At 73.3% G+C, this 21,482-nt stretch carries 20 protein-coding genes and 1 pseudogene; 13 read left to right on the top strand and 8 right to left on the bottom strand.

Annotated elements, in window-relative coordinates:
- Positions 1–207: 207 nt before the first annotated feature.
- Entirely contained in the window at positions 208–1,047 is an 840-nt protein-coding gene (locus ABTX81_RS10410) for a hypothetical protein (RefSeq protein ID WP_350542879.1), read from the bottom strand.
- Positions 1,048–1,275: 228 nt separating this feature from the next.
- Between ABTX81_RS10410 and ABTX81_RS10405 the strand changes: the two genes are divergently transcribed.
- From ABTX81_RS10405 to ABTX81_RS10395, 3 genes are all read left to right on the top strand, one after another.
- Positions 1,276–1,926 (top strand): ATP-binding protein, encoded by a 651-nt coding sequence (locus ABTX81_RS10405; protein ID WP_350542877.1) that lies wholly within the window; start codon positions 1,276–1,278, stop codon positions 1,924–1,926.
- Between the two features lie 305 nt (positions 1,927–2,231).
- A complete protein-coding gene (locus tag ABTX81_RS10400; RefSeq protein WP_350542875.1) occupies positions 2,232–2,555 on the top strand; it encodes a hypothetical protein in 324 nt (107 codons plus the stop codon).
- A gap of 201 nt (positions 2,556–2,756) precedes the next feature.
- Complete coding sequence (locus ABTX81_RS10395) at positions 2,757–3,194, top strand: NUDIX hydrolase (RefSeq protein WP_350542873.1); 438 nt, start codon at positions 2,757–2,759, stop codon at positions 3,192–3,194.
- Positions 3,195–3,945: 751 nt separating this feature from the next.
- Here the strand turns inward: ABTX81_RS10395 and ABTX81_RS10390 are convergent.
- From ABTX81_RS10390 to ABTX81_RS10365, 6 genes are all read right to left on the bottom strand, one after another.
- Positions 3,946–4,506, bottom strand: a complete 561-nt coding sequence (locus tag ABTX81_RS10390) for a hypothetical protein (RefSeq protein ID WP_350542871.1) — start codon at positions 4,504–4,506, stop codon at positions 3,946–3,948.
- Between the two features lie 73 nt (positions 4,507–4,579).
- Complete coding sequence (locus tag ABTX81_RS10385; RefSeq protein WP_350542869.1) at positions 4,580–5,479, bottom strand: hypothetical protein; 900 nt, start codon at positions 5,477–5,479, stop codon at positions 4,580–4,582.
- Positions 5,480–5,531: 52 nt separating this feature from the next.
- On the bottom strand, positions 5,532–6,209 hold the full coding sequence (locus ABTX81_RS10380; protein WP_350542867.1) for a DEAD/DEAH box helicase: 678 nt from the start codon (positions 6,207–6,209) through the stop codon (positions 5,532–5,534).
- A 682-nt stretch (positions 6,210–6,891) separates the two neighbouring features.
- A complete protein-coding gene (locus ABTX81_RS10375) occupies positions 6,892–7,893 on the bottom strand; it encodes a hypothetical protein (RefSeq protein ID WP_350542865.1) in 1,002 nt (333 codons plus the stop codon).
- A gap of 65 nt (positions 7,894–7,958) precedes the next feature.
- Entirely contained in the window at positions 7,959–9,035 is a 1,077-nt protein-coding gene (locus tag ABTX81_RS10370; protein ID WP_350542863.1) for an LPXTG cell wall anchor domain-containing protein, read from the bottom strand.
- Between the two features lie 107 nt (positions 9,036–9,142).
- Entirely contained in the window at positions 9,143–10,150 is a 1,008-nt protein-coding gene (locus ABTX81_RS10365) for an LAETG motif-containing sortase-dependent surface protein (protein WP_350542861.1), read from the bottom strand.
- 282 nt (positions 10,151–10,432) lie between these two features.
- Here ABTX81_RS10365 and alc point away from each other — a divergent pair, with 282 nt between their 5' ends.
- From alc to ABTX81_RS10350, 3 genes are all read left to right on the top strand, one after another.
- Entirely contained in the window at positions 10,433–11,539 is a 1,107-nt protein-coding gene (alc, locus tag ABTX81_RS10360) for an allantoicase (RefSeq protein ID WP_350542859.1), read from the top strand.
- A 76-nt stretch (positions 11,540–11,615) separates the two neighbouring features.
- On the top strand, positions 11,616–11,891 hold the full coding sequence (locus tag ABTX81_RS10355; protein ID WP_350542857.1) for a hypothetical protein: 276 nt from the start codon (positions 11,616–11,618) through the stop codon (positions 11,889–11,891).
- A 58-nt stretch (positions 11,892–11,949) separates the two neighbouring features.
- Positions 11,950–13,269 (top strand): amidase, encoded by a 1,320-nt coding sequence (locus ABTX81_RS10350; protein ID WP_350542855.1) that lies wholly within the window; start codon positions 11,950–11,952, stop codon positions 13,267–13,269.
- A gap of 52 nt (positions 13,270–13,321) precedes the next feature.
- Here the strand turns inward: ABTX81_RS10350 and ABTX81_RS10345 are convergent, their stop codons facing one another.
- Positions 13,322–13,981: a TetR/AcrR family transcriptional regulator gene (locus ABTX81_RS10345; protein WP_350542853.1), complete on the bottom strand. Its 660-nt coding sequence runs from the start codon at positions 13,979–13,981 to the stop codon at positions 13,322–13,324.
- Between the two features lie 139 nt (positions 13,982–14,120).
- Here ABTX81_RS10345 and ABTX81_RS10340 point away from each other — a divergent pair, with 139 nt between their 5' ends.
- The 7 genes and pseudogenes from ABTX81_RS10340 to ABTX81_RS10310 form a co-directional block, all read left to right on the top strand.
- The gene (locus tag ABTX81_RS10340) at positions 14,121–14,996 is read left to right on the top strand and encodes an alpha/beta hydrolase (RefSeq protein WP_350542851.1); all 876 of its coding nucleotides are present in this window, start codon (positions 14,121–14,123) and stop codon (positions 14,994–14,996) included.
- Positions 14,993–15,622 (top strand): TIGR03086 family metal-binding protein, encoded by a 630-nt coding sequence (locus ABTX81_RS10335; protein ID WP_350542849.1) that lies wholly within the window; start codon positions 14,993–14,995, stop codon positions 15,620–15,622. Before ABTX81_RS10340 ends, ABTX81_RS10335 begins: the two co-directional genes overlap by 4 nt.
- A 331-nt stretch (positions 15,623–15,953) precedes the next feature.
- The gene (locus ABTX81_RS10330; protein WP_350542847.1) at positions 15,954–16,775 is read left to right on the top strand and encodes a protein phosphatase 2C domain-containing protein; all 822 of its coding nucleotides are present in this window, start codon (positions 15,954–15,956) and stop codon (positions 16,773–16,775) included.
- Between the two features lie 399 nt (positions 16,776–17,174).
- Positions 17,175–17,786 (top strand): TetR/AcrR family transcriptional regulator, encoded by a 612-nt coding sequence (locus tag ABTX81_RS10325; protein ID WP_350542845.1) that lies wholly within the window; start codon positions 17,175–17,177, stop codon positions 17,784–17,786.
- A gap of 60 nt (positions 17,787–17,846) precedes the next feature.
- Positions 17,847–19,697 carry a sulfatase-like hydrolase/transferase gene (locus ABTX81_RS10320; protein ID WP_350542843.1) on the top strand — a complete coding sequence of 617 codons (1,851 nt, stop codon included), beginning with the start codon at positions 17,847–17,849 and terminating at the stop codon, positions 19,695–19,697.
- A gap of 83 nt (positions 19,698–19,780) precedes the next feature.
- Complete coding sequence (locus ABTX81_RS10315; RefSeq protein WP_350542841.1) at positions 19,781–20,800, top strand: formylglycine-generating enzyme family protein; 1,020 nt, start codon at positions 19,781–19,783, stop codon at positions 20,798–20,800.
- A gap of 574 nt (positions 20,801–21,374) precedes the next feature.
- Positions 21,375–21,482 (top strand): annotated as a pseudogene (locus tag ABTX81_RS10310) (ABC transporter ATP-binding protein); the annotation flags it as partial.

Genomic DNA, 21,482 nt, shown 5'->3' with positions numbered 1-21,482 from the left:
GTTGGTGTCTCCGTTCGGAGGCTCGGCGGGCGGGCCCGCTCCCGGGCACGGGAGGATCCGTGCCGCGGCGGGGCCGCGCGGCGTGGGGACGAGGTGGGGGAGAGGCCGCAGGACCGCACGAGTGGGCGGGTACGGCTCGGCTGCCGCGTACACCCGTCCGCCGTCGGGCCGCCACCGGTGGGGGCACCGGGAGACCGGGGGCGCGGGTCAGTACGCGAGGGCCCCGAGCGGCGGACCGCGCCGCACCACGCTGTGCCGCAGCGCGGCACCGGCCGGCAGCGGATCGTCCCCGCCGCGTCCGGCAGCCCGGCGGACCGGGCCGGCGGGCAGGCCGAACAGACCGCGCAGCAGCATCGCGGCCAGGGCGCACGCGGTGCGCAGCGGCTCCGCCGTACGGGCCCGGGCGGCCGCCGCGGCGATCCGCACCAGCCGCCAGAGCGCCGCCTCGCCGCGCCGCAGCCACCAGCCGGCCACCAGGGCCGCGGCCAGGTGGGCCGCCAGCATGGTCGGCGTCATCCCGAGCACCCCGCCCTGCCACCACGGCACGGTCGCGTACGCCTGCGGGTCCAGCCCCGCGCCGGCCACCAACTGCTCGGCGGTCGGGCTGCCGGGCAGGCCGATCAGGGTCCCGGGCCGGGCCTCGTTGCAGATCAGCCGGCCGGCCACCTGCGGCAGGGTCAGCGGGCCGGAGCCCGCCGGACCGCCGTGGTGCGCGCCGGCCACGCCGACCGCCGCGTGGCCGCCGAAGGAGTGGAAGAGGCAGTGCAGCCCGAACTGGCCCGCCGCCAGCGCCCCGGCGATCGCGCCGAGCGAGCGCTCCCGCCCGCCGAAGGCGGCGGCGAGCACCAGGACGGCGGCGAATCCGGTCGCGAGCGCGGGAAGGGCGACGTCCCCGCCGCCCGCCAGCGCGTGCCCGGCCGCCGCTATCAGCGTGCACACCAGGGCGAACGGGACCGCCCGGGCAAGCCGCAGGTCCCAGGCGGCGGCCCCCACCGGCGCGTCCGGTGCGGGGGCGCCCGGGTGCGGGGCGGCGGCTGGGGCAGTCATGGCCGGGCCATCATCTCATCGCCTACCCCTCCCGGATCGGCAGGGTGGGAAATCCCTACGAATGCCCCTTTCGGCCCCGCGCACCGCCCCGTGGACGCGCCGCCCGGCACATGCCCGTCCCCCCGTCCATCCGCCGAACGGGCGGTAGCGGACCCCCGGCACGGTTCACCTGCGCACCGCCCGGAGATACCTCGTTATATGTGGAGCCGCAGCCAGGAGGGACCTCCCGTGGACATCTGGTGGACTCTGCACCTCGAGCGCGACCCGGCCAGCGTGCCGTTGGCCCGCCGCATACTGCTGGGCGCGATGGCGACCGCGGGCGTCGACCCGCAGATCGCCCAGGACCTCGGCGTCGCCCTCAGCGAGGCCTGCGCCAACGCCGTCGAGCACGGTGTGGGCACCCGGCCCGACGACGGCTACCAGGTCACCGCGTCGATCAGCGGCGACCTGCTGCGGATCGAGGTGACCGACTCGGGTCCCGGCCTGCCCGGCCCCGCCGCCCCGGCGGCCCGCCGGCCGGCCCCCGCACCGGCGCCCGCCCGACCGGCCGGGCGGCCGCAGCCCCGCCCGCGCTCCCGGCGCGGCCGCCCCACCGTCCCCGGGCCGCTGCCCACCGCCCACCGCCGGCGCCGCGACGGGCGCCCGTACGACACCCACGTCCTGCCGCCGGCCGCCGACCCGGCGCCGCTGCCGTTCCTCCGGCCGCTGGACCTCGACACCCTTCCCGACCTCACCGCCGAGTCCGGCCGGGGCCTCTTCCTCATCCACGCCCTCACCGACCACGTCCAGCTCCGCAACCATCCGCTGCGCGGGGCGGTCGTCAGCTTCGACAAGGTCCTCAAGTGGCAGGACGACGCGCTGCTGCGCACGGCGTCGTAGCGCTTGTGGCTCTCTGACCTGCATCAATGGCCGCTTCCGGGGCCAGGTCGCGGCGGGTGCGAGGCAAGGATCAGGCTGCCAGGGCACATGTGGGGCACACGCCCTCGGATTGCGGCGCGGTGCGGGCCGCCCCGGGGCCGACGAGGCCGCAGACGATCACGCCGACCGGGCAGCAGATCGCGGTCGTCGCTTGAATGGGCCCAGTACGGCATCGCGTCGCCGCCTGCGGCCTCCAGCAGGTCACGGGCTCGCTGGACGGCTTGGACCGTGGGGCGGCGCTGGTTGGTGGCCGCCAGGCCGTGGGCGTGGGTGATGGTGAAGCGCGCCTCGGTCGAGGCGTCCACGCGGCCGATGACGCGCGACAGCAGGCCACCGCCCGCACGCTGCCGGTGCCCCAACTACTTGGCCACAGCCGGGCAGGCGGCAAGCACGTCGTGGCCTGCGAGGACGTGTTCGCCACCGGCCGGTGCACCATGCTGCTCGGCGACGTCATCGCCACCGCCGACCGCCACCCGAACGCGCTGCCCCGAGTCACCGCGCTGATCGACGCCGCCTGCGACAGCCTGCTCGCCGCAGTCGCCGACAGCGGTCGCACCGCGCCGCTCTCCGACTGCGTGCCCGGCCTCTAGCTGGACCGCATCCGCCCCGGCGGGCGGACCGACACCTGGTACCTGTCCGGCCACCTCGCCGTCTCCGCCCCACGCGCCGACCAGCCGCTGCCCGTGCACGCCCTCACCGGCCACTGCCCCAGCGCGTCCTTCATCACCGGCCACGGCGGCTGGATCCTCCACTGACCCGCCCCGCACCACAGAAACAGGAAGCAGGCCACCATGCAGCACCGCGTCCGCGCCGTCCTCCTCACCCCGAACGACACCATGCTGCTGATCAAGCGCATCCGCCCCGGCATCGACCCGTACTGGGTGATCGTCGGCGGCAAGATCGAACCGACCGACGCCAGCCCCGAGGAGGCCCTGCTGCGCGAGGTCCGCGAGGAGATCGATGGCGAGGCTCAGATCGTCAGCCACCTCCACACCCTCGAAACCGCCGCCGACCACGAGGACTTCTACCTCGCCACCATCGAGAAGTGGAGCTTCGAGGACCGCACCGGCCCGGAGTTCAGCCAGGAAGGCCGGGGCGAGTACATCCTCGAAGAGATCCCCCTGACCACCGACGCCCTCGACGCGGTCAACCTCCTGCCCCAGGACTTCGCCGCCGTCCTGCGCGAGGCCGTCGAGCGCGGAGAACTCCTCGCCGTCCGCCGATCGTAAGGACGGCTCGGCCACTTGGCGGCCCTTGAATGTGATCAAGGCCGCTGCGGCAAAAGGACCTTGGTGTGTCGGGTGACGTGGCACGTCCCGTGGTCCAACCGAAAATAGGCGACCCCCGCAGCGCGCCAACGCTCCGGGGTCCGGCCACAGGAGCTGAAACTCCCGATGCGCGTCCATCGGACCGAACACGCACGTAGCTTTACCGTGCTGCCCAACGGCCTCCTACAGGACCGCGGCTGTCGTACACGGCCCCCGGCCTGCTCGCGGACCTCCTCTCCCGCCCGGACGGCTGGCGCGAGGACGGCCGGCACATGGCCGACACCAGCCCGCAGGGGAGTGCGGCGATCCGCAAGGCTGGGCGAAGCCGAGGCCACCGAGCTGGCGCCGCTCGTCGCCTGGTGGCTGGAGCGCGGCAGCACCACCCAGGACTTGGCCCAGGCCCTGCTGCCCGGCCTGCCCGTGCCGCTGCACTCTCCGGTGGGCATGCTTCGCAGCCGCCTGCAGCGCAAGCTGCCGCCCGTCCAGGTCCCGCAGCAGTCCGCCAAGCCGCGGTACGCCGAGTGCGCGAAGTGCCACGACCCGGTGCCGCAACCAGGCATCTGCCGCACCTGCGCTGGCCTTGTTGCTCGACCGCTGTGGCCGCCGCCGGTGCCGCCCGTGTCCGTGCTGCGATGTACTCCGCCGTACGAGAGTGGTCGTTGCCTGCGGTGGCACTGCGTTGATCGCTAAGTGATCAAGTAGGGTGCCAAGTTCAGTCTTCGTTTACGTGCTGCGGTGACGAGACTCGTAGGAGAAGGCTTAATGCGTGTTCGACCTCAGCTGCTTGCTCGGGGCCCAGTTTTTCCAGGAGCTTGCGGGCGATGCCTTGAGGGTCTTGCAGGGGGATCGTCGTTTGTGGCTTCCGCCATCCGGCCTGTACCGCTGCGGAATGTGGCCGGATCTCTCCGGCGCTCACCAAGGCATGGAGGTCAGGACGTTCACGTTCCAACCTTCTCACGAGGGCCTCGACGTTGCTTGCCGTCTTCTTTTTCCCTGCTGGTGGAATGTCGCCCTCGCCGTTGTCACGTGTGACAGTGGTGAGGGCGGGATCGCCGCATTTATTCGGCATTAGCTCGTAGAAGCGCGAGAGAAGGTCGATCCTTCCGTTGATCAACCGTTCGACAAGGTCGAGGTCAGCTCCTAGCCCCTTGAGTGGAAGCGTGCGTACAAAGTCCTCGAACTGGTCCTCGGCGTAGGTGACATGGTCTCCGAGCTGCGTGGTGAAGTCTCGCCAACCTCCGCTGACCAAGAGCTCCTCCAGGAGTTTCGGCACGGTGCCGAGCGAAACGGCTCCCGATCGCAGGGACGACCCGAGCGAGGCGACAAGTTGGCCGTTCTCTCGCCGGTCATTTGACACAGACGGTCCTCCTGCGGTCGGCTGCGGCTTCCTGCTCGATGGACGAAGTGAGGAACGCGATGATCGTCTTCAGCGTGGAGCTGGAGCACTGAGCGCGGTACTCGAAGCGCTTAGCGAGGTCGACATTGATAGCTTTCTGGCGCTTCCCGCGATGCTCTGCGGTGTCCTTACCGGCCGCGCGTGCCTGCATCCGCGCAAGCCGGTAGACGAGCCTCTTCACCTCGTCGCGGAGCATCTGCTTCATCCGGTACTTCGGAGGTTCCGGTGGTGCAGCCTGGACCGGCACACCCAGTACCTGGGCGAGGACGCCCTTGGACTCCAGGACCGACAGCAGGTGCCTCGTCCAGGTTGTGGGCATCCCACTGTCACGACACAGCTGTTCGCCCGGAAGGTAGACCGCTGATGACACGCCGACCCCCCGTCGATCGGACTGATAGAACTCAGCGGAGCCCACCTCGACGGTCTGTTCGAAGGGCAGGGTCGTCTGGCCGCTGCCGACATTCCCGGGCTCACACAGGGAATCGCGGGCTTCGGGATCAGCATGAGGATCAGCGGTACCTGCCTGTGCGGGTACCGTCGCCTCTCGGTCCTCGGCGGCTCCATTAAATGGAGAGTTTTCGTGCTTCCACTCGTCGGCGTCCTCGTCATTCCCGTTGAGCGCCATGGAGAAGTCTCGAAGCTGTTGCTCGATGTCAGCGGCGTGTTCCATGAAAACAGAGACCGCCGGGATGATTACGTGTGCGTCGAACTCTGGACCGCACTCCGGCCGGACCCTCACGAATCGCCCGACAAACTGGCGGAAGTACAGCGGGGTCTTCCAGCGGCTCAGGTAGCAACCAATCATCAGGCGCGGAACGTCAACACCTTCGGACACCATCCGAATCGCCACGAGCCACATCCGTGATCCGTCTTTGCGAAACGCGTCGAGTTGCTCGACAGCGTCATCCTCCTCTATCCTTGAGGCTGACCGTGACTTCCGTCATGACATCGCGGTAACGCAGTTCGGCATCGTATGAATGGAATTCCACTGCGCGGCAAATCCCGTCGGCGACCGCATAGCCGTACTCGTAGGCAAAGTCGACATCGACCTCGCCGGTACTTGAGTCATAGGTGCACCAGGGGATGCGGGCGTCGTCCGAGCGCCATGGCGTACCAGTCAGCATCAAGATGCGTTCAGCCCCCTCCGATGCCCGGATCGTGCCTACGCCCCACGCACGCTTTTCTCCCAGGTGGTGCACCTCATCGTGGATGACGATGGTTCGGTTCGTGCTGATAGCCTTGTGCGCGCGCTCCGCTCCCTCTCCTGCGGCCATCTGCGAGTACGTAGCGACGAATCCATCGAATTCCCAGTCCTCGTAGTCAGCCGCCTCCCTTACTGGAATCAAGTCCAGGCCGAACCCGGCTGCGACTGCAGCCCACTGCTGTCGCAGGTTATCGCTCGGCACGAAAACCGCGACCTTGTTGGTCGCGCCCATCTCTTTAAGCTTCGCTGCCACGGCCAAGGCAAACATCGTTTTCCCAGCGCCAGGCGTGAGCATGGCTAGCCATGTCTTTTTGCGGTCAGCCATGTACTGGTCGAACGCTTCGCGCTGACAGTTCCTCAGCTCTGGCAGTGGCAAAGTACCGCGTTCCCTTCAGCAGATCGCAACGAAGGCGCATCAGCTGCGCGCTGACAAGAGTCGACATCCACTCGGCCGGATACGGCCATGTGATCCGTTCGCGGCCCGCAGCCATGCTGTGCCATGCGGCCAGCGCACGGCGCTCAACGTGAACTGGGGCAGGGACGCCCTGACGTTTCCCGGTTCGCGTCTTAGCTCCGATTCTGCGTCCATCAGCCGCACCGCCCTATCGTCCTTGAGAATGGCCTTGTGCTTCCACGCCGCGCCGGTGAATCCACACTTTTGAGGGAGTGGGATATCAACAAGTTCACGGCCGCTCCTGGCAGCGAACCGACGCAGTGGGCATGTCGCGAGACTGCTATGTCCTGGCTGCGGGATAGGTCTGGCAGCAGCCCCCGTCAGTCAGCCGTGGCGGGGCACATCGGGGGCACATGAGGGCTAAAGTGCCGCTGACCAGCGCGAACTACCGAAGGTAGTTTCGCCTGGTCAGCGGCACTTTTATGGTCGAACCCGGAGGTCACGGGCTTGTGGGGATCAAAAGATCCTCAAGTGGCAGGACGACGCGCTGCTGCGCACGGCGTCGTAGCGGGGCGTGGGGCGTGGGGGCGCGCGGGCCGGGGAGAGGCGGCGTCCCGCCCGCGCGCCGGTGGGCGCGGGCGGGACGGGCGGGTGGGGCGGTGGCTCAGTCGCGGGCGGCCTTGCGGCGGCGGGTGACGAGCAGGGTGGTGGCGCCGAGCGCGATCGCGGCGGCGCCGGTGACGGCGAGCGGCTTGGTGCCGGCGCTTGCGCCGGTGTCGGCGAGCCGGGTGGCGGCCGGGCCGGTGCCGCCGCCGGTGGTGCCGGTGGTGCCGGCCGCGGAGGTGGCGCTCGGTGAGGCCGAGGCGGTCGGGCTCGCGGTCGGGCTCGCGCTCGCGGTGGGCGTCGCCGTGGGCTTCGTGGTGGCCGTCGGGGCCGTCGTCGTGGTGGCCGTCGGCGAGCCGCTCGCGGTCGGGGTGGCCGGGGCCTTGTCGGCGACGGTGAGCTTGCCCGCGTAGGAGCCGGTCAGCCGGTTGCAGGTGTCCTTGACGTCCTCCGGGCCCGAGCCGGGCGGAAGCACCTCCGAGACGCCGTCGACGGCGAGCGAGTAGTCCCCGAGGGCCGCCCCCGCGTCGGCGGAGATCCGCAGGCCGACGGTGAAGTTCTCGTGCGACGGGATCCGGAAGGACCCGACGGACGCCGGTCCGCCGGCGGGGTCCTGCTTCACGGGCTTGAAGGGCTCGCCCTGCGTCTGCGCCTGGACCTTCAGCTTGGCCGAGCCCTTCGGGCCCTGGATGCGGAAGGTGATCCGGTAGTCCGTCAGCGGGACCTTGCTCGTGTTGTTGACGGAGACGTAGACGTCCTGCGCCGACCCGCCCTTGACCACGGTCGGCGTCGTGTCCGGGTACACGTGGAGGGGCAGGGCGACGTCGCGCTGCTTCAGGCACCCCTCGGGCAGGGTGGGGGTGCCGGTCGGCGTCGGCGTGCCGGTGGCCGACGGGCCGGCCGTCGCGGACGGCTCCGTCGTCGCGGTCGCGGTCGCGGTGGCGGACGGCGTGGCCGTCGGGGAGGGCTCGACGGGGGCGGCTCCGGCGGTGGCCGCGCCGACCGTCGCGCCCAGCGAGAGCGCGATCAGCGTGGCGGAGGCCAGGAATCGGGATGAGGGCAAGAGTCTGCTCCGGTTTCGGATGTCCTGCGTCATGGGCCCGGACGCGGATCGGTCCGGGGGGTGGCTCAGCCGCGGGCGGCCTTGCGGCGACGGGCGACGAGCAGGGCGGCGGCGCCGAGGCCGATCGCGACGGCGCCGGTGACGGCGAGCGGGACGGTGGTGGAACTCGCGCCGGTCTCGGCGAGGCGGCCGCCGGTGCTGCCGCCGGAGTTGCCGGTCGTGCCCGCGCCCGTGCCGGTGCCGCCGGTCGGCCGGGGCGCGGACGGGGACGGCGAGGCCGAGGCGGTCGGGGCGGTGGTCGCGGTGGACGTGCCGGTGGGCGAGGGCTCGCCGGTCTTGGTGGGCTCGGTGGTGGCCGGCGCCTTGTCGGTCACCTTGATGGTGCCCGTGTGCGAGCCGTTGAGCTGGGGGCAGTCGTACTTGTAGGCCGGGGCGGAGCCGGGCCGGAGGATCTCGGACTGGCCGCTGAGGGTGAAGCCGTAGGAGCCGAGCGGGGTCTTCGCGCTCGCGGTGACCCGCAGCTTCACGGTGAGCTTCGCGCCGCGCTCGACCTGGAAGGAGCCGAGGCCGGTCGGCCGGCCGCCGTAGTCGACGGTCTGCCAGTCGGAGTCGCCCACGCGGGCCTGGACGCCGGGGGCGTCGGGGCCCAGCGGGGCGGCGAGGCCGGCGTTGAGCTGGAGCTTCTCGAGCTTCACGCTGCTGATGTTCTCGAAGACCACGGTGAAGTCCTGCGGGGCGCCGCCGGCGACGACCAGGCCGCCGGCCGGGCCGCTCGCGGTGACCGGCATCGGGGACTGCGAGATGCCGAGGCAGCCGTAGGGCGGGATCGGGGTCGGTCCGGTGGAGGTGGGCGTGGCGGTGGCCGACGGGGTGCCGGTCGGCGCCGGCGTGTCGGTGGCCGAGGGCGTGGCCGTCGCCGTGGCGGACGGGGTCGCGGCCGGCTCGGTGGTGGCGGCGGAGGTCGGCTCGGCGGTGGGCTCGGCGGTCGTGGTGGCCTCGGCCGTCGCGGTGGGCTCGGCGGCCGCGGTGGCCGAGGCGCTCGGCGTGACATCGGCGGCGAAGGAGCCGGTGGCGCCGGCGATCGACGCGCCGGTGGTGAGCAGCAGCACGGCGGCTGCGGCGGTCAGACGGGGGTTACGCACGATCATGCTCCGGCGGTCAACGGGACGGGATTTCTTACTGCGATCAGGTGACGTGCGAGGGGTGCCGACGGTTGCCCGCACCCCTCGCACTTTTTTTCGACGGAGTGTCAGCTGTGCGCGCCGGCCCTGCGGCGGCGCAGCGCGAAGAGCGTCCCGGCGCCGGCGGCGAGCACGACGGCACCGCCGACGGCGATCGGCAGGGTGTTGGAGCTGGACCCGGTCTCGGCCAGGTGCGGACCGCTCACCGCGGACGGCGAGACGGAGGGCTTGGCGGTGGACGGCGAGGCGGCCACGACGGTGAAGAGGTCGTCGACCCGGTGGTCGCCGAAGTAGTCGTAGCAGCCGTTGACGAGGGTGCTGCCCGGCACGTCCTTGCTGGGAACGGTCTCCGAGTTCCCGCGCAGCTCGGCGAAGTAGCGGGTGGTGCGGGCCTTGTCGGTGGCCTTGAGGCGCATCTGGAGGGTGAGCTTCGTGCCGTGGGCGAGCTTGAAGTCGCCCAGGTCGACCAGCAGGTACGACGGGTTGGTCTGTTCGACGGTCTTCCAGTCGCCGCCCGGCAGCTTCGCCTCGACGGTGAAGGCTTCCTTGACCCAGGAGGGCGCGTTCTCGACCGGCTGGGTGTCCGCGATGTCGGTGACGAAGAGGTACGCGTTGAACTTCCGCAGGTCGGCGGTGCTGGTGTTCTCGAAGGTCACCGCCAGTTCCTGGGCCGGTCCGCCCTTGACCAGGGTGGTGCCGGCCAGACCGGTGCCGGTGGTCTTGAGGCTGATCTCCTGACCGCCGCCCGGGCAGCTCCCGCCCACGCTCGGGCTGGGGGCCGGGGCGGTCGGGCGGGTGCCCGGTCCGGCAGTGGTGGCGGAGGCCGAGGGGGTGGCCGACGGCGTCGCGGAGGCGCTCGGGGAAGTGCTCGGGGAAGTGCTCGGAGAAGTGCTCGCCGACGGCGAGGCCGTGGCCGAGGGGGTGCCGGTCGGCGTGGTGCTCGGGGTGCCGGTCGTGCCGGCCGACGGGGTCGGCGTGGGCGAGACGGCGACGGCGCCGGCGGTGGCCGCGCCGACCGTCGCGCCGAGGGAGAGCGCGAGCAGCGTGGACGCGGCCAGGAGGCGGGAAGAGCGCAAGGTCTTGGCTCCAGCGTTTTGATGAAATCTGTCCGAATTTGGGCGACTTGGCGACCGGATCGGAGTGCCCGGTGGCGTCGCAGGAGCGGCACCCTACCCGGACGTGGGCGAAGGGGTCTCGCCCGGGGTGGCCGGAATGCGTCGCAGACGTCCTGCCCCGGCCCGATGGGTGCGGTGGGTGACCGGGACCCGCGGCGGTGGCGGACACCGTTCGGCGGGACTGAACGGTTTGCCCGGTGCTCGGTGATGGACCCGACCGGTGGTCCGGGGCGATGGTGGGGTATGGACAGCGACCCGAACGCACATCCCGGTCCCGCACGATTGTCCGATGCCGACGCCGGTGCCCCGCCGTACGGGGGCGGTGACCCGTACGCCGACTACCGCGCCGCCGAGTTCCCCTTCACCGGCCTCCTCGACCTCGCCGACCGCCGGCTGGGCGGAGCCGTCGTCGCCGCCGGCGACGAGCTGTTCGCCGACCGGGAGAACCTGCTGCTGCCCGGTCCGGCCGTGTTCCGCCCGCACACCTTCGGCAACAAGGGCCAGCTGATGGACGGTTGGGAGACCCGCCGCCGCCGGGGGCCCGCCGCCGACCGCCCGCACCCGGCCGACGGGGACCACGACTGGGCCCTGGTCCGGCTGGGCGTGCCGGGCGTCGTGCACGGCGTCGTCGTCGACACCGCGCACTTCCGCGGCAACCACCCCCGGCGGATCGCCGTCGAGGGCACCGAACTCCCCGGCACTCCGAGCCCGGAGGACCTGCTGGCCCCGGAGACCGGCTGGCACCCGCTGGTCCCCCGCTCCCCGGTGCGCGGCCACGCCGCCAACGGCTTCCCGGTCACCGACCGCCGCCGGGTCACCCACCTGCGGCTCAGCCAGTACCCCGACGGCGGCATCGCGCGCTTCCGGGTGCACGGCGAGGCCCGGCCCGACCCCGCCTGGCTGGCCGCGCTCGGCACCTTCGACCTGGCCGCGGCCGAGAACGGCGGCGTCGTCGAGGACGCCTCGGACCGCTTCTACTCCTCCCCGGTCGCCCTCGTCCTGCCCGGCAAGCCCCGGTCGATGGGCGACGGTTGGGAGAACCGCCGGCGCCGCGACGCGGGCCACGACTGGGTCCGGCTGCGGCTGGCCGGACGGGGCGCGGTCCGCGCCGTGGAGATCGACACCGGCTACTACGTCGGCAACGCGCCCGGCTGGGCGGCGCTGTCCGGCCGGGACGCGCACGGCGCGGACCCCGAGGAGTGGTTCGAGCTGGTGCCGCGCACCCGCCTGCAGCCGGACGCCGTGCACCGCCTGGTGATCGCCGCGCCGCGCCCGGCCACCCACGTCCGGCTGGACGTCTTCCCGGACGGCGGGATCGCCCGGCTGCGGCTGTGGGGCGGACCGGTCTGAGCGGCCGCTCCGCCCGGGCCCCGGCGGCGTCCGGCCCCCGCTTGCCGGGCCCGCCGGGCCGCCGGACGATGGGGGCATGATGCACCAGATGCGTGCCGAGTACGCCGCCGGCGGCGCGTCCGCCGGGGTGCGGCTGTGGCACATGGTCCGCGGCGGCGGGAGCGTGGCGATGTGCGGGCGGGAGCTGGACGCGCGGGCGCCCGCCCGGGAGGCGGTGGACTGGGGCCGCACCCCCGAACTCTGCTGCCACACCTGCGGGGCCTACCTGCTGCGCGAGGCCCCCTGGCTGGCCGACGAGCACCGGCCGCGCCCGCCCGGCGAACAGCGGGAGACGGCCTGGCCGACGGAGTGAACGCCCCACCGGTGGTGCGGTGGTCGGCCCGCGCGGGGCCGGGGCTACCGTGGTCGCCATGGAGGAACCCCTGGTCCGGCCGCGGTCGTTGACCCGTGAGGCCGCCGCGCTGCGCGCGGGTGTACCCGCCCTGGCCGTCCACGTCGACCGGCTCTGCGCCCGGATCGAGCAGGTCGACCCGCTGATCCACGCCTTCGTGCCGGAACCCGGCCGCACCGACCGGCTGCACGCCGAGGCCCGGGCGCTCACCGCCCGCCACCCCGATCCGGCGCAGGCGCCGCCGCTGTACGGGGTGGCCGTCGGCGTCAAGGACATCGCGCACGTGGACGGCCTGCCCACGCACGCCGGCTCCGCGCTGCCGCCGGGCGTGCTGGCCGGGCCGCAGGCCGCCGTGGTGGACCGGCTGCGGGCGGCCGGCGCACTGGTCGCCGGCAAGACGGTGACCGCCGAGTTCGCGGGGAGCGCCCCGGGCCCGACCCGCAATCCGCACCACCCGGGCCACACCCCGGGCGGCTCCAGCAGCGGCTCGGCGGCGGCGGTCGCGGCCGGCCTGGTCCCGCTGGCGATCGGCACCCAGACGGTCGGCTCGGTGGTCCGCCCGGCCGCCTACTGCGGGGTGGTGGGCTTCCGGCCGACACACGGGCGGATCCCGATGACGGGCGTGATCCCGAACGCGCCGACCCTCGACACCCTGGGCCTGTTCACCGCCGACCTGGCGGGCGCCGCGCTGGCCGCCCCGCTGCTCTGCGACGACTGGGCCGCCCGGCCCCGGGGCGCCGGCGACGACGACATCCCGGTGCTCGGCGTCCCGGTCGGCCCCTACCTGGAACGGGCCCGCCCGGAGGCGCTGCTGGCCTTCCGGCGGCAGCTGGAGCTGCTGTCCACCCGTGGATTGACGGTCCGTCAGGTCGATCTGCTGCCGGACTTCGCCGAGCTGGAGCGGCAGGTGCAGACGGTCAACCGGTTCGAGACGGCGGCCTCGCACGCCGAGTGGTTCGACCGCTTCGGCGGGCTCTACCGGCCGGAGACGGTGGCGGGCATCCGGCACGGCCGGGGCGTCGGGCCGGCCGCCTACCGGGCGGCGCTGCGCTTCCGCGCGGACTTCCGGGCCCGGCTCGCCGAGCGGCGCCGGCGGGCCGGGGTGGACCTGTTGCTGGCCCCCTCGGCGACCGGTCCGGCGCCGCTCGGGCTGGACAGCACCGGCAGCGCCGTGATGTCGCTGCCGTGGAGCTGTGCCGGGCTGCCCGCGCTGAGCCTGCCCGCCGGGGTGACGGAGCGGGGCCTGCCGCTGGGCCTCCAGGTGGTGGGCGAGGAGGGGGCGGACGAGCGGCTGCTCGCCCAGGCGGTGGTCCTGGAGCGGGTGCTGGACGCGGCCTGAGGGCTTGAGGTCACCCGGGGCCGCGTGGAGGTTCGAGGCTGCTTCCCCGCGCTCAGTCCGCCCGTAGCGCCGGGGTGTCCGGGTCGGCGGCGTCCGTGCGCAGCCGGCGCAGCGCGGCGCGGTGGGCCCGTTCGTACGGGGTGTCGTCGTCGAGCAGCAGGGCCTGCGGATTGGCGTTCTCCAGCAGGGCGATCAGGGTGAACGCGATGTCCTCCGGGTCGGCGTCGGCGCGCAGTTCGCCGGTGTCGCGGGCCCCGGTCACCAGGCCGAGGACGGTGGCGTGCCACTCCCGCCAGTTGTCCGCGAGGGCGTCGCGCAGCGGGCCGGGGCGGGCGTCGTACTCGGCGTTGACCTCGTAGAAGAAGCAGCCGCCGGGGAAGACCCGGGCGCGCGAGTAGGCCAGCCAGGACTCGCAGAGCAGCCGCAGCTTGCGCAGTCCGGGGGGCTCGGCGGCGATCGGGGCGAGCACCGCGTCGGAGAAGATCCTCCGGGCCGCCCGGATGGTGGCGAGCTGGAGCTCCTCCTTGGAGCCGAAGCCGGCGAAGACGCCGCTCTTGCTGAGCCCGAGGTCGGTGGCGAGCCGGCCGATCGACAGGGCGTCCAGGCCCTCGACCGAGGCGATCTCCACGGCGCGGCGCAGTACCGTCCGGCGGGTCTCCTCGCCGCGCAGGACCCGTCCGTCCGTGGACGCGTTGGTGCTCGATCCGGCCACCGCTCACCCCGTTCTCCGGCAACTCCGTTCGTGTCGCCAGGGTAGCGGGGCGGCAGGCCGGTCAGAAAAATGCACGAACGGTCGTGCTAATATCTCGCCCGTTCGGTTCTCGCCCCTCGGCATCCCCAGGGAGTTCCGCATGGACCCGGCCGTCGCACTGATCCGCACCACCCTGAACACCGCCTCGCTGGCCGCCCCCGGCCTCGCCGGCCGGGCCGCCTTCGAGCTCTACCGCCACCCCCTGCGGCGCGGCCGCGTCCGCACCCGCGAGCGCGAGGTGCACGACGGGGCCGCCACCCGGACGCTGCGCCACCGCGGGGAGCGGGTGGCCGTGCACCTCTGGGGCGACGGCACCCGGCCCGTCCTGCTGATGCACGGCTGGCGGTCCCGGGCCTCGCGCTTCGCGGACTTCGTGCCCCGGCTGCGGGCGCTCGGCCTCACCGCCGTCGGCTACGACGCCCCCGGGCACGGCGACTCCGACGGCCGGACCGCCACCGTGCTGGACCACCGCGCCATCGCGCTGCGGCTGCAGGAGGAGTACGGCGCCTTCGAGGCGGTGATCGCCCACTCGCTCGGCGTCAACGCGGCCTTCCTGGCACTGCGCGAGGGGCTGCGGGCCGGGCGGCTGGCCGCGGTGGCCGGCGTCAGCGAGATCTCCTGGATGCCCGCCGCGTTCTGCGCCAGGCTCGGTCTGAACGCCACCGTGGAGCGGGAGTTGCGGCGCCGGGCGGAGAGCGGCGCGATGTTCCCCGGGATCGCCGACGTCCGGACGCATTTCGACGCCGCCCGCGACCCTGGGGAGATCACCCTGCCGATCCTGGTGGCGCACGACGAGGACGACGACGTGGTGCCGTTCGCCCAGGCCCGCCGGCTGCGGGCCGCGTACGGGGACCGGCTGGAGCTGCTGGCCACCCGGGGGCTCGGCCATCGGCGGATCCTCGTCGAGCCGACCGTGATCGACCAGGTGATCGGCTTCCTGTCGGCCGGGACGGCGACGAAGGCGGTTCCGGCATGAATCTGCTCGAACTCCACGCCCGTTCCCTGGAGTTGGCGGCCGCGGTGGTGGACGCCGTGCAGCCGGAGCAACTGGTGCTGCCGACGCCCTGCGGGGACTGGTCGCTGCGGCGGCTGCTGGAGCACCTGGTCGGGCAGCACCGGGGCTTCGCCGCCGCGGCCGGCGGGGCCGGGCCGGACCTCGCGTACTGGCGCGACGTCCCGGTGCACGGCGATCCGGCCGGTGCGTTCCGGCACTCGGCCGGGCGGCTGACCGCCGCCTTCGCCGTCGCCGTCGCCGCCGCGGATCCGCGGCCCGCCCCGCTCTGGCTGCCGGAGATCCGCGACGACGGGCCGCTCCCGTTCGACCGGGCGGTCGGCTTCCACCTGCTGGACACCCTGGTGCACGCATGGGACGTGGCGGTCGCGCTGGGCTCGCCGGCCCGGCTGGTGGCCGCCGTGGAGAGCGAGCCGGCGCTCGCCGGGACGCTGCTCGCGCTGGCCGGGGCCGTGCCGGCCGGCACGGCGGACCGGGCGCCGGGGCGGGCCTTCGCCGCCGTCCGGGCGGCGGGGGAGGCGGCAGGCCCGTTCGACCGCGCGCTCGCGCTGCTGGGCCGCGACCCGGCCTGGGCGGTACCGGTGGGCTGAACCGTTCGGCGTTCGCCGTTGGCGCTACGGTCCGTAGCGGCGCTACCGGTCGTAGCGCCGCCATGTCGTAGCGCCGCTAGCGGTCGTCGCGCCGCTCGTCGGGGAAGCGGGGGCCGCCGATGAAGAAGAGCAGCGCGGCGGTCGGGAAGCCGAACGAAGCGGCCGTCACCACGATGAACTGCCAGAACATCCCTCGCTCCTCGCCCTCGGCCGAAACCTCCCCTCGTCGTCCGACGGTAGGGCCGGATCCGCCGCGCTGCCACCGGGGGCGGTCGGCGCGGCGCGTGCACGGGGCTGGGCCTGCGGCGCGTGCGGCGCGCACACTGTCGGGATGCAGGTACAGCTCGCAGGAGAAGCACGGCGGCCGGACCGCGAGAGCGAGGACTTCGCGGCGGCCACGTCCGAGGCGCTCGTCCTGCTCGACGGTTCGAGTTCGCCGACCGGCCTGGAGTCCGGCTGCCGCCACGGCACCGCCTGGTACGTCCGCAGACTCGGGGTGCACCTGCTGGCCCGGCTCACCGACCGCGCGGACCGCTCGATCGCCGAGTGCCTGGCCGACGCGATCGCCGAGACGGCCGCCCTGCACGGCGGGCGCTGCGACCTCGCCCACCCCGACACACCGGCCGCGATGGTGGTGGCGGCCCGCCGGCACGGATCGGCGCTGGAGTACCTGGTGCTGGGCGACTCGCTGCTGGTGCTGGAGCCGGCCGACGGCCCGCCCCGGGTGATCGGCGACAACCAGCGCTTCCCCGGCGGGGAGGAACTGCGCCGGCAGGTCTGGTCGACGGTGCCCGGTACCGCCGAGCGCGCCGCGCTGCACCTGGAGTACGCGCTGGCCGTCCGGGCGGCCCGCAACTCCGGCCACGGCCCGTGGATCGCCGCCGCCAGCCCACGAGCGGCGGCGCACGCCGAGACCGGCGCCGTCCCGCTCGCCGGCCTGCGCGCGGTGGCCGCCCTGTCGGACGGCGCCGCGCGGTTCACCGACCGCTTCGGCCTGGGCAGTTGGGGCGACGCCCTACGACTGCTCGCGGAGTCCGGCCCGGCCGAACTGATCGCCCAGGTGCGCGCGTCGGAGCGAGCGGACGCCACCTGCGAACGCTGGCCCCGCGGCAAGACCCACGACGACGCCTCGGCCCTCTACGCCCGGCTCTAGCCGGAACCCGGCACGGGCGGAGCCACGGTGATCCCCTCAGGGCGCCGACCGGGCTGAGCCGGAAGCGCCGTCCAACCCGCGGCCGCCGGCCGGGTGGCGCCGAACCCGGCCGCGAGCGCTCGAAGCTTCATTGACGATTCCCTCCGGTATCGAGCCGCGACCCCCCAGTCGTGACCCGTGTACGAATCCAACAGGGAAGTCCCCTGCGGGTAGCCGTGCATGATGGAGCATCAGATATCCGTGCAGCGAGGTTCTGCGCCACGAAGTCGCCCCGACCGTCGTCGAACGCGAACGAGTCCGAGATGGATCTCCCGTGGTCCGGGCGCCCGGTGGAGCGCCAGGTATATATACCGATCACTCGGTAGGTATAACCATGGGTGCGGCACTACGATTCGGACCATGACGGATGCCGTACCCCCCGCTCGCCCGAGGACCCGCGCCCCGCGCACCTCGCCGGAACGCCGCCGCGCCCAGATCGTCGAGGCGGCCATCGCCGTCTTCGGCCGGCAGGGCTACCGGCAGGGTTCCCTCAAGGCCGTCGCCGACGAGGTCGGCCTGACCATCCAGGGCCTGCTGCACTACTTCCCCACCAAGGAGCAGCTCCTGCTGACGACGCTGGAGCAGCGCAACGCGCTCACCCGGGCCAAGCTCGACGAGGCGATCGCGGCGGAGGGCGCGCTCGGCGCCTGCCGCTTCGTGCTGCGGCGCAACCGCGACGACCCCGGCTTCATGCGGCTCTTCGTGACCCTGGCCGCGGAGGCGACCGATCCGGAGCATCCGGCCCACGAGTACTTCCTCCGCCGGTACGAGATCATTCACGCCCAACTCGCCCAACAGCTGCGCGCGGAGGCGGCGCGGGGCCGGATCGCCGCCGGCGTCGACCCGGCGGCCGCCGCCACGGCGCTGGTCGCCCTGATGGACGGTCTGCAGCTCCAGGCGCTCCACCGGCCCGCGATGGACCTGCTCGACGCTTTCGAGCAGGCCACCCGGCACCTCCGGGCGGAGCCGTAGCGCGATCCCTGCCCGGCCTGCTATATCTACCGAGTAGTCGGTAGATATAGGAGGCCCGTCATGGGAACTGTCGTGGAACGGCCGAACATCCTCTGGATCGTCTCGGAGGACTGCCCGCCCTGGTTCGGCTGCTACGGCGACGCGCACGCCGTGACGCCGGCCATCGACGCCCTCGCCTCGCGCGGAGTGCTCTACGAGCGCGCCTACTCCCCGGCCCCGGTGTGCGCGCCGTCGCGCTTCGCCCTGCTCACCGGAATCGCGCCCGAGAGCCACTCGCCCGCCGACCGGATGCGCGCCGTCGCCGCCCGCCCGGACTGGATGGCGACCTACCCCGAGCTCTTCCGCGGCGCCGGGTACTACTGCACCAACAACGCCAAGACCGACTACAACCTCGACGTGGACGCGAACGCGATCTGGGACGAGTCCTCCCGGACGGCGCACTGGCGGAACCGGCCCGCCGGAGCACCGTTCCTCGCCGTGTTCAACTACGACCCGACGCACGAGTCGTCGGTCTTCGACGAGAACTCCCCCCTCGCGCGCGCGATCGGATCGCCCGCGCTGTTCGGCGAGCCGCTGGCGCCCGCCGTACCGCTCGAAGCGATCCACCTGCCCCGCTACCTGCCGGACACCCCCGAGGTACGGTCGGACTTCGCCCGCTACTACAGCGCCGTCGCCCGGCTCGACGCGTTCGTCGCCGGCCTGCTCGGCCAGCTGGCCGAGGACGGCCTCGCCGAGGACACCGTCGTGCTCCTCACCTCCGACCACGGCGGCGTCACCCCGAGGAGCAAGCGCTACCTCTACGACGAGGGCCTGCACGTGCCGCTGCTGGTCTCCGCACCGCCCCGGCTGGCCGAGCGGCTGGCACCCGCCGGATCACGGCACGGCGACCCGGTCTCGACGCTGTCCGTCGCCCCGACCCTGCTCGCCCTCGCCGGCCTCCCCGTCCCGCCGCAGATGGGGGAGCAGCCCCTGACCGCGCCGACCGGGCCGGCGCTCGCGTTCGGCGAGCGCGGCCGGATGGACGAGCGCTTCAGCCTGGTGCGCACCGTCCGCAGCCGCCGCTTCCGCTACCTGCGCACCTACACGCCGCACCGTCCGGTGATCCAGCACCAGGCCTTCGCCTGGAACGCGGCCGGCTTCCGCTCCTGGGAGGCGGAGCACCTCGCCGGGCGGCTGACCCCCGAGCAGGAGCGGTGGTGGCTGCCCGCCGACCCGGTCGAGCTGTACGACGTGGACGCCGACCCGGACGAGGTCGAGAACCTGGCCGGGCGCCCCGAGTTCGCCGAGGTCGAGGCCGGGCTGCGGCAGGCGCTGCGCGACCACATCCTCGCCCGCCACGACAACGGGTTCCTGCCCGAGGACTCGCCGCTCCTCGGCTGGGACGCGAGCCGCGCCCCCGGCGCCTACCCGCTGGAGCGGATCCTCGACCTCGCCGACCGGGGGCTTGAGCGCGACAGTGCCGCGCTTCCGGAACTGCTGACCGCCCTCGGCGACGACGACGCGACCGTGCGGCGCTGGGCCGCCATCGGCATCCTCCGGCTCACCCCGGACGCCACCGACGCGGTGGAGCGGCTCCGTACGGCCCTCGCCGACCCCGAGCCGTCCGTCGTCGTTCCCGCCGCGGAGGCCCTCGCCCGACTGACCGGCGACGAGGCCGCCTACCGGGCCCTCGCCCGGGTGGCGGCGTCGGAGGGTACCCCGTGGGCCCGCCTGGAGGCGGTCAACGCCCTCACCTACCTCGACCTCGACCGGGTGCGCCCGTACCGGGAGGTCGTCGACGCGGCCGCGACCTCGGGCGGTGAGTACCTCAGCAGCGCCGGGCGCTACCTGCGGCTGCTGCTCGACGACGAGTACACGCCGGACGCCGCCGTGCTCGACCCCGCACCACTCCTGGCCGCGTTCAAGCGCTGATCGCCCCTTCCGGGCCGCGACCGTGCCCGAGCCGTCGACCCGGCTCGGGCACGGTCGCGGCCCACACCCCGCAAGGAAGCACCGTGGACCGACCCGAGCACCGCACCGGCTGCTGCGCCCCCCGGCGCGCCACCGGGCCCGCCCTCCCCCCGCCCCCGTCCGGGCCCGCCGTCCCCCCGCCCCCGTCCGGGCACCCGAAGCCGGCGGGGCCGTCCGCGCACACCGTCCCGCAGGCGCACATCCCCGCGCAGACCTTCCGGATGGGCGACGCCCACGGCGACGGCGCACCGGCCGACGGCGAGACCCCCGTCCACCCGGTGTCCCTCACCGCGTTCGACATCGACACGACCAGCGTCACCAACGCCGACTGGGCGAAGTTCGCGGCCGCGACCGGGTACCGCACCGAGGCGGAGACCTTCGGCTTCTCCGCCGTCTTCCACCTCGCACTCGCCGCCGACCCCCGCGACATCCTCGGGCAGCCGCCGCAGACCCCGTGGTGGCGCGGGGTCCGGGGCGCGGACTGGCGGCATCCCGGAGGCCGGAGATCGTCGATCGACGGGCTGGACGAGCACCCCGTGGTCCACATCTCCTGGAACGACGCTCAGGCCTACTGCGCCTGGGCCGGCCGTGCCCTGCCCACCGAGGCCCGGTGGGAGGCGGCCGCGCGCGGCGGACTCGGCGGCCGGCGCTACCCGTGGGGCGACGACCTCGGTGCGCACGACGGCGAACGTGGGGGCTGGCGGCTGAACATCTGGCAGGGCGCCTTCCCCGCGGAGAACACCATGGACGACGGCTTCCTCACCACGGCTCCCGTCCGCACCTATTCCCCCAACGCCTACGGACTCTGGCAGACCGTCGGCAACGTCTGGGAATGGTGCGCCGACGAGTGGGCCGTGGACACCTACACCCGGGACCTCGCGGCAGGGACCGTGCACGATCCCACCGGCCCGGCCGGCCCGGCCCCCCAGGCGCCGAGGGTCATGCGAGGCGGTTCCTTCCTCTGCCACGACAGCTACTGCAACCGCTACCGCAACGCGGCCCGAACCTCGAACACCCCCGACTCGTCCATGGCCAACGCCGGCTTCCGCACGGTCTCCCCATGAACGAACGCCCACGGACCCTGCGACTGTGGTTCGCGCCGCAGCGCGTCCACAACGGGACACCCCCGACCACCGGTTCTCGCCGGCCAACGGGCGCACCTTTCTCCGGACCTCGCCGGCGAGGGTGTTGCTGGACACGGTCCCGGAGCCGACCCGGCGTGCGTGGTGTGCCCGACGGTTTGACTGGGCGCTTGATCCACATGTGAGATGACGCCTCGTCCGGCTGAGGTGTTCGGTCCCTTCCGCATCCGGGGATCGTTGCGGAAGGTCCCGGGGCCTGCGCCGCCGACGTCCTTCGCCCGGCGAGGCCGTCCCCGCAGGCGTCGGCGCGGTCCATCAACCGCTCGGCAGCCTCATCGCCGCGTTCGGCCCCGGATCGGCAGACCAGCGGGGAGGGAACTTTATGCGCAAGAATCAGGGTGTACATCATACTTGAGGATGAGAAGAGCCCCCGCCGTTCCTCCGAAAGGGTGGTGGGCGGCCCTACCGGGGACCGATAAGTCCGACTCGTACCGGTTGCGAGAATTGATAGGAATTCGGTGATCCGTCTTCTTCCCTCACGCTTCAGGAGTCCCCCGTGACCACGTCGACCACGACCGCCGTCCGTACCGGCCGGGCGGCCGCCCGCGCCACCGGCCTGAACAAGGTCTACGGGGAGGGGGAGACCCGCGTCGTCGCCCTCGAC

The organism is Kitasatospora sp. NPDC097605 (assembly GCF_040302725.1).
GTDB lineage: Bacteria > Actinomycetota > Actinomycetes > Streptomycetales > Streptomycetaceae > Kitasatospora.
The sequence above is the reverse complement of the archived record's forward strand: the minus strand, read 5'-3'. Positions and strand labels throughout refer to the sequence as shown.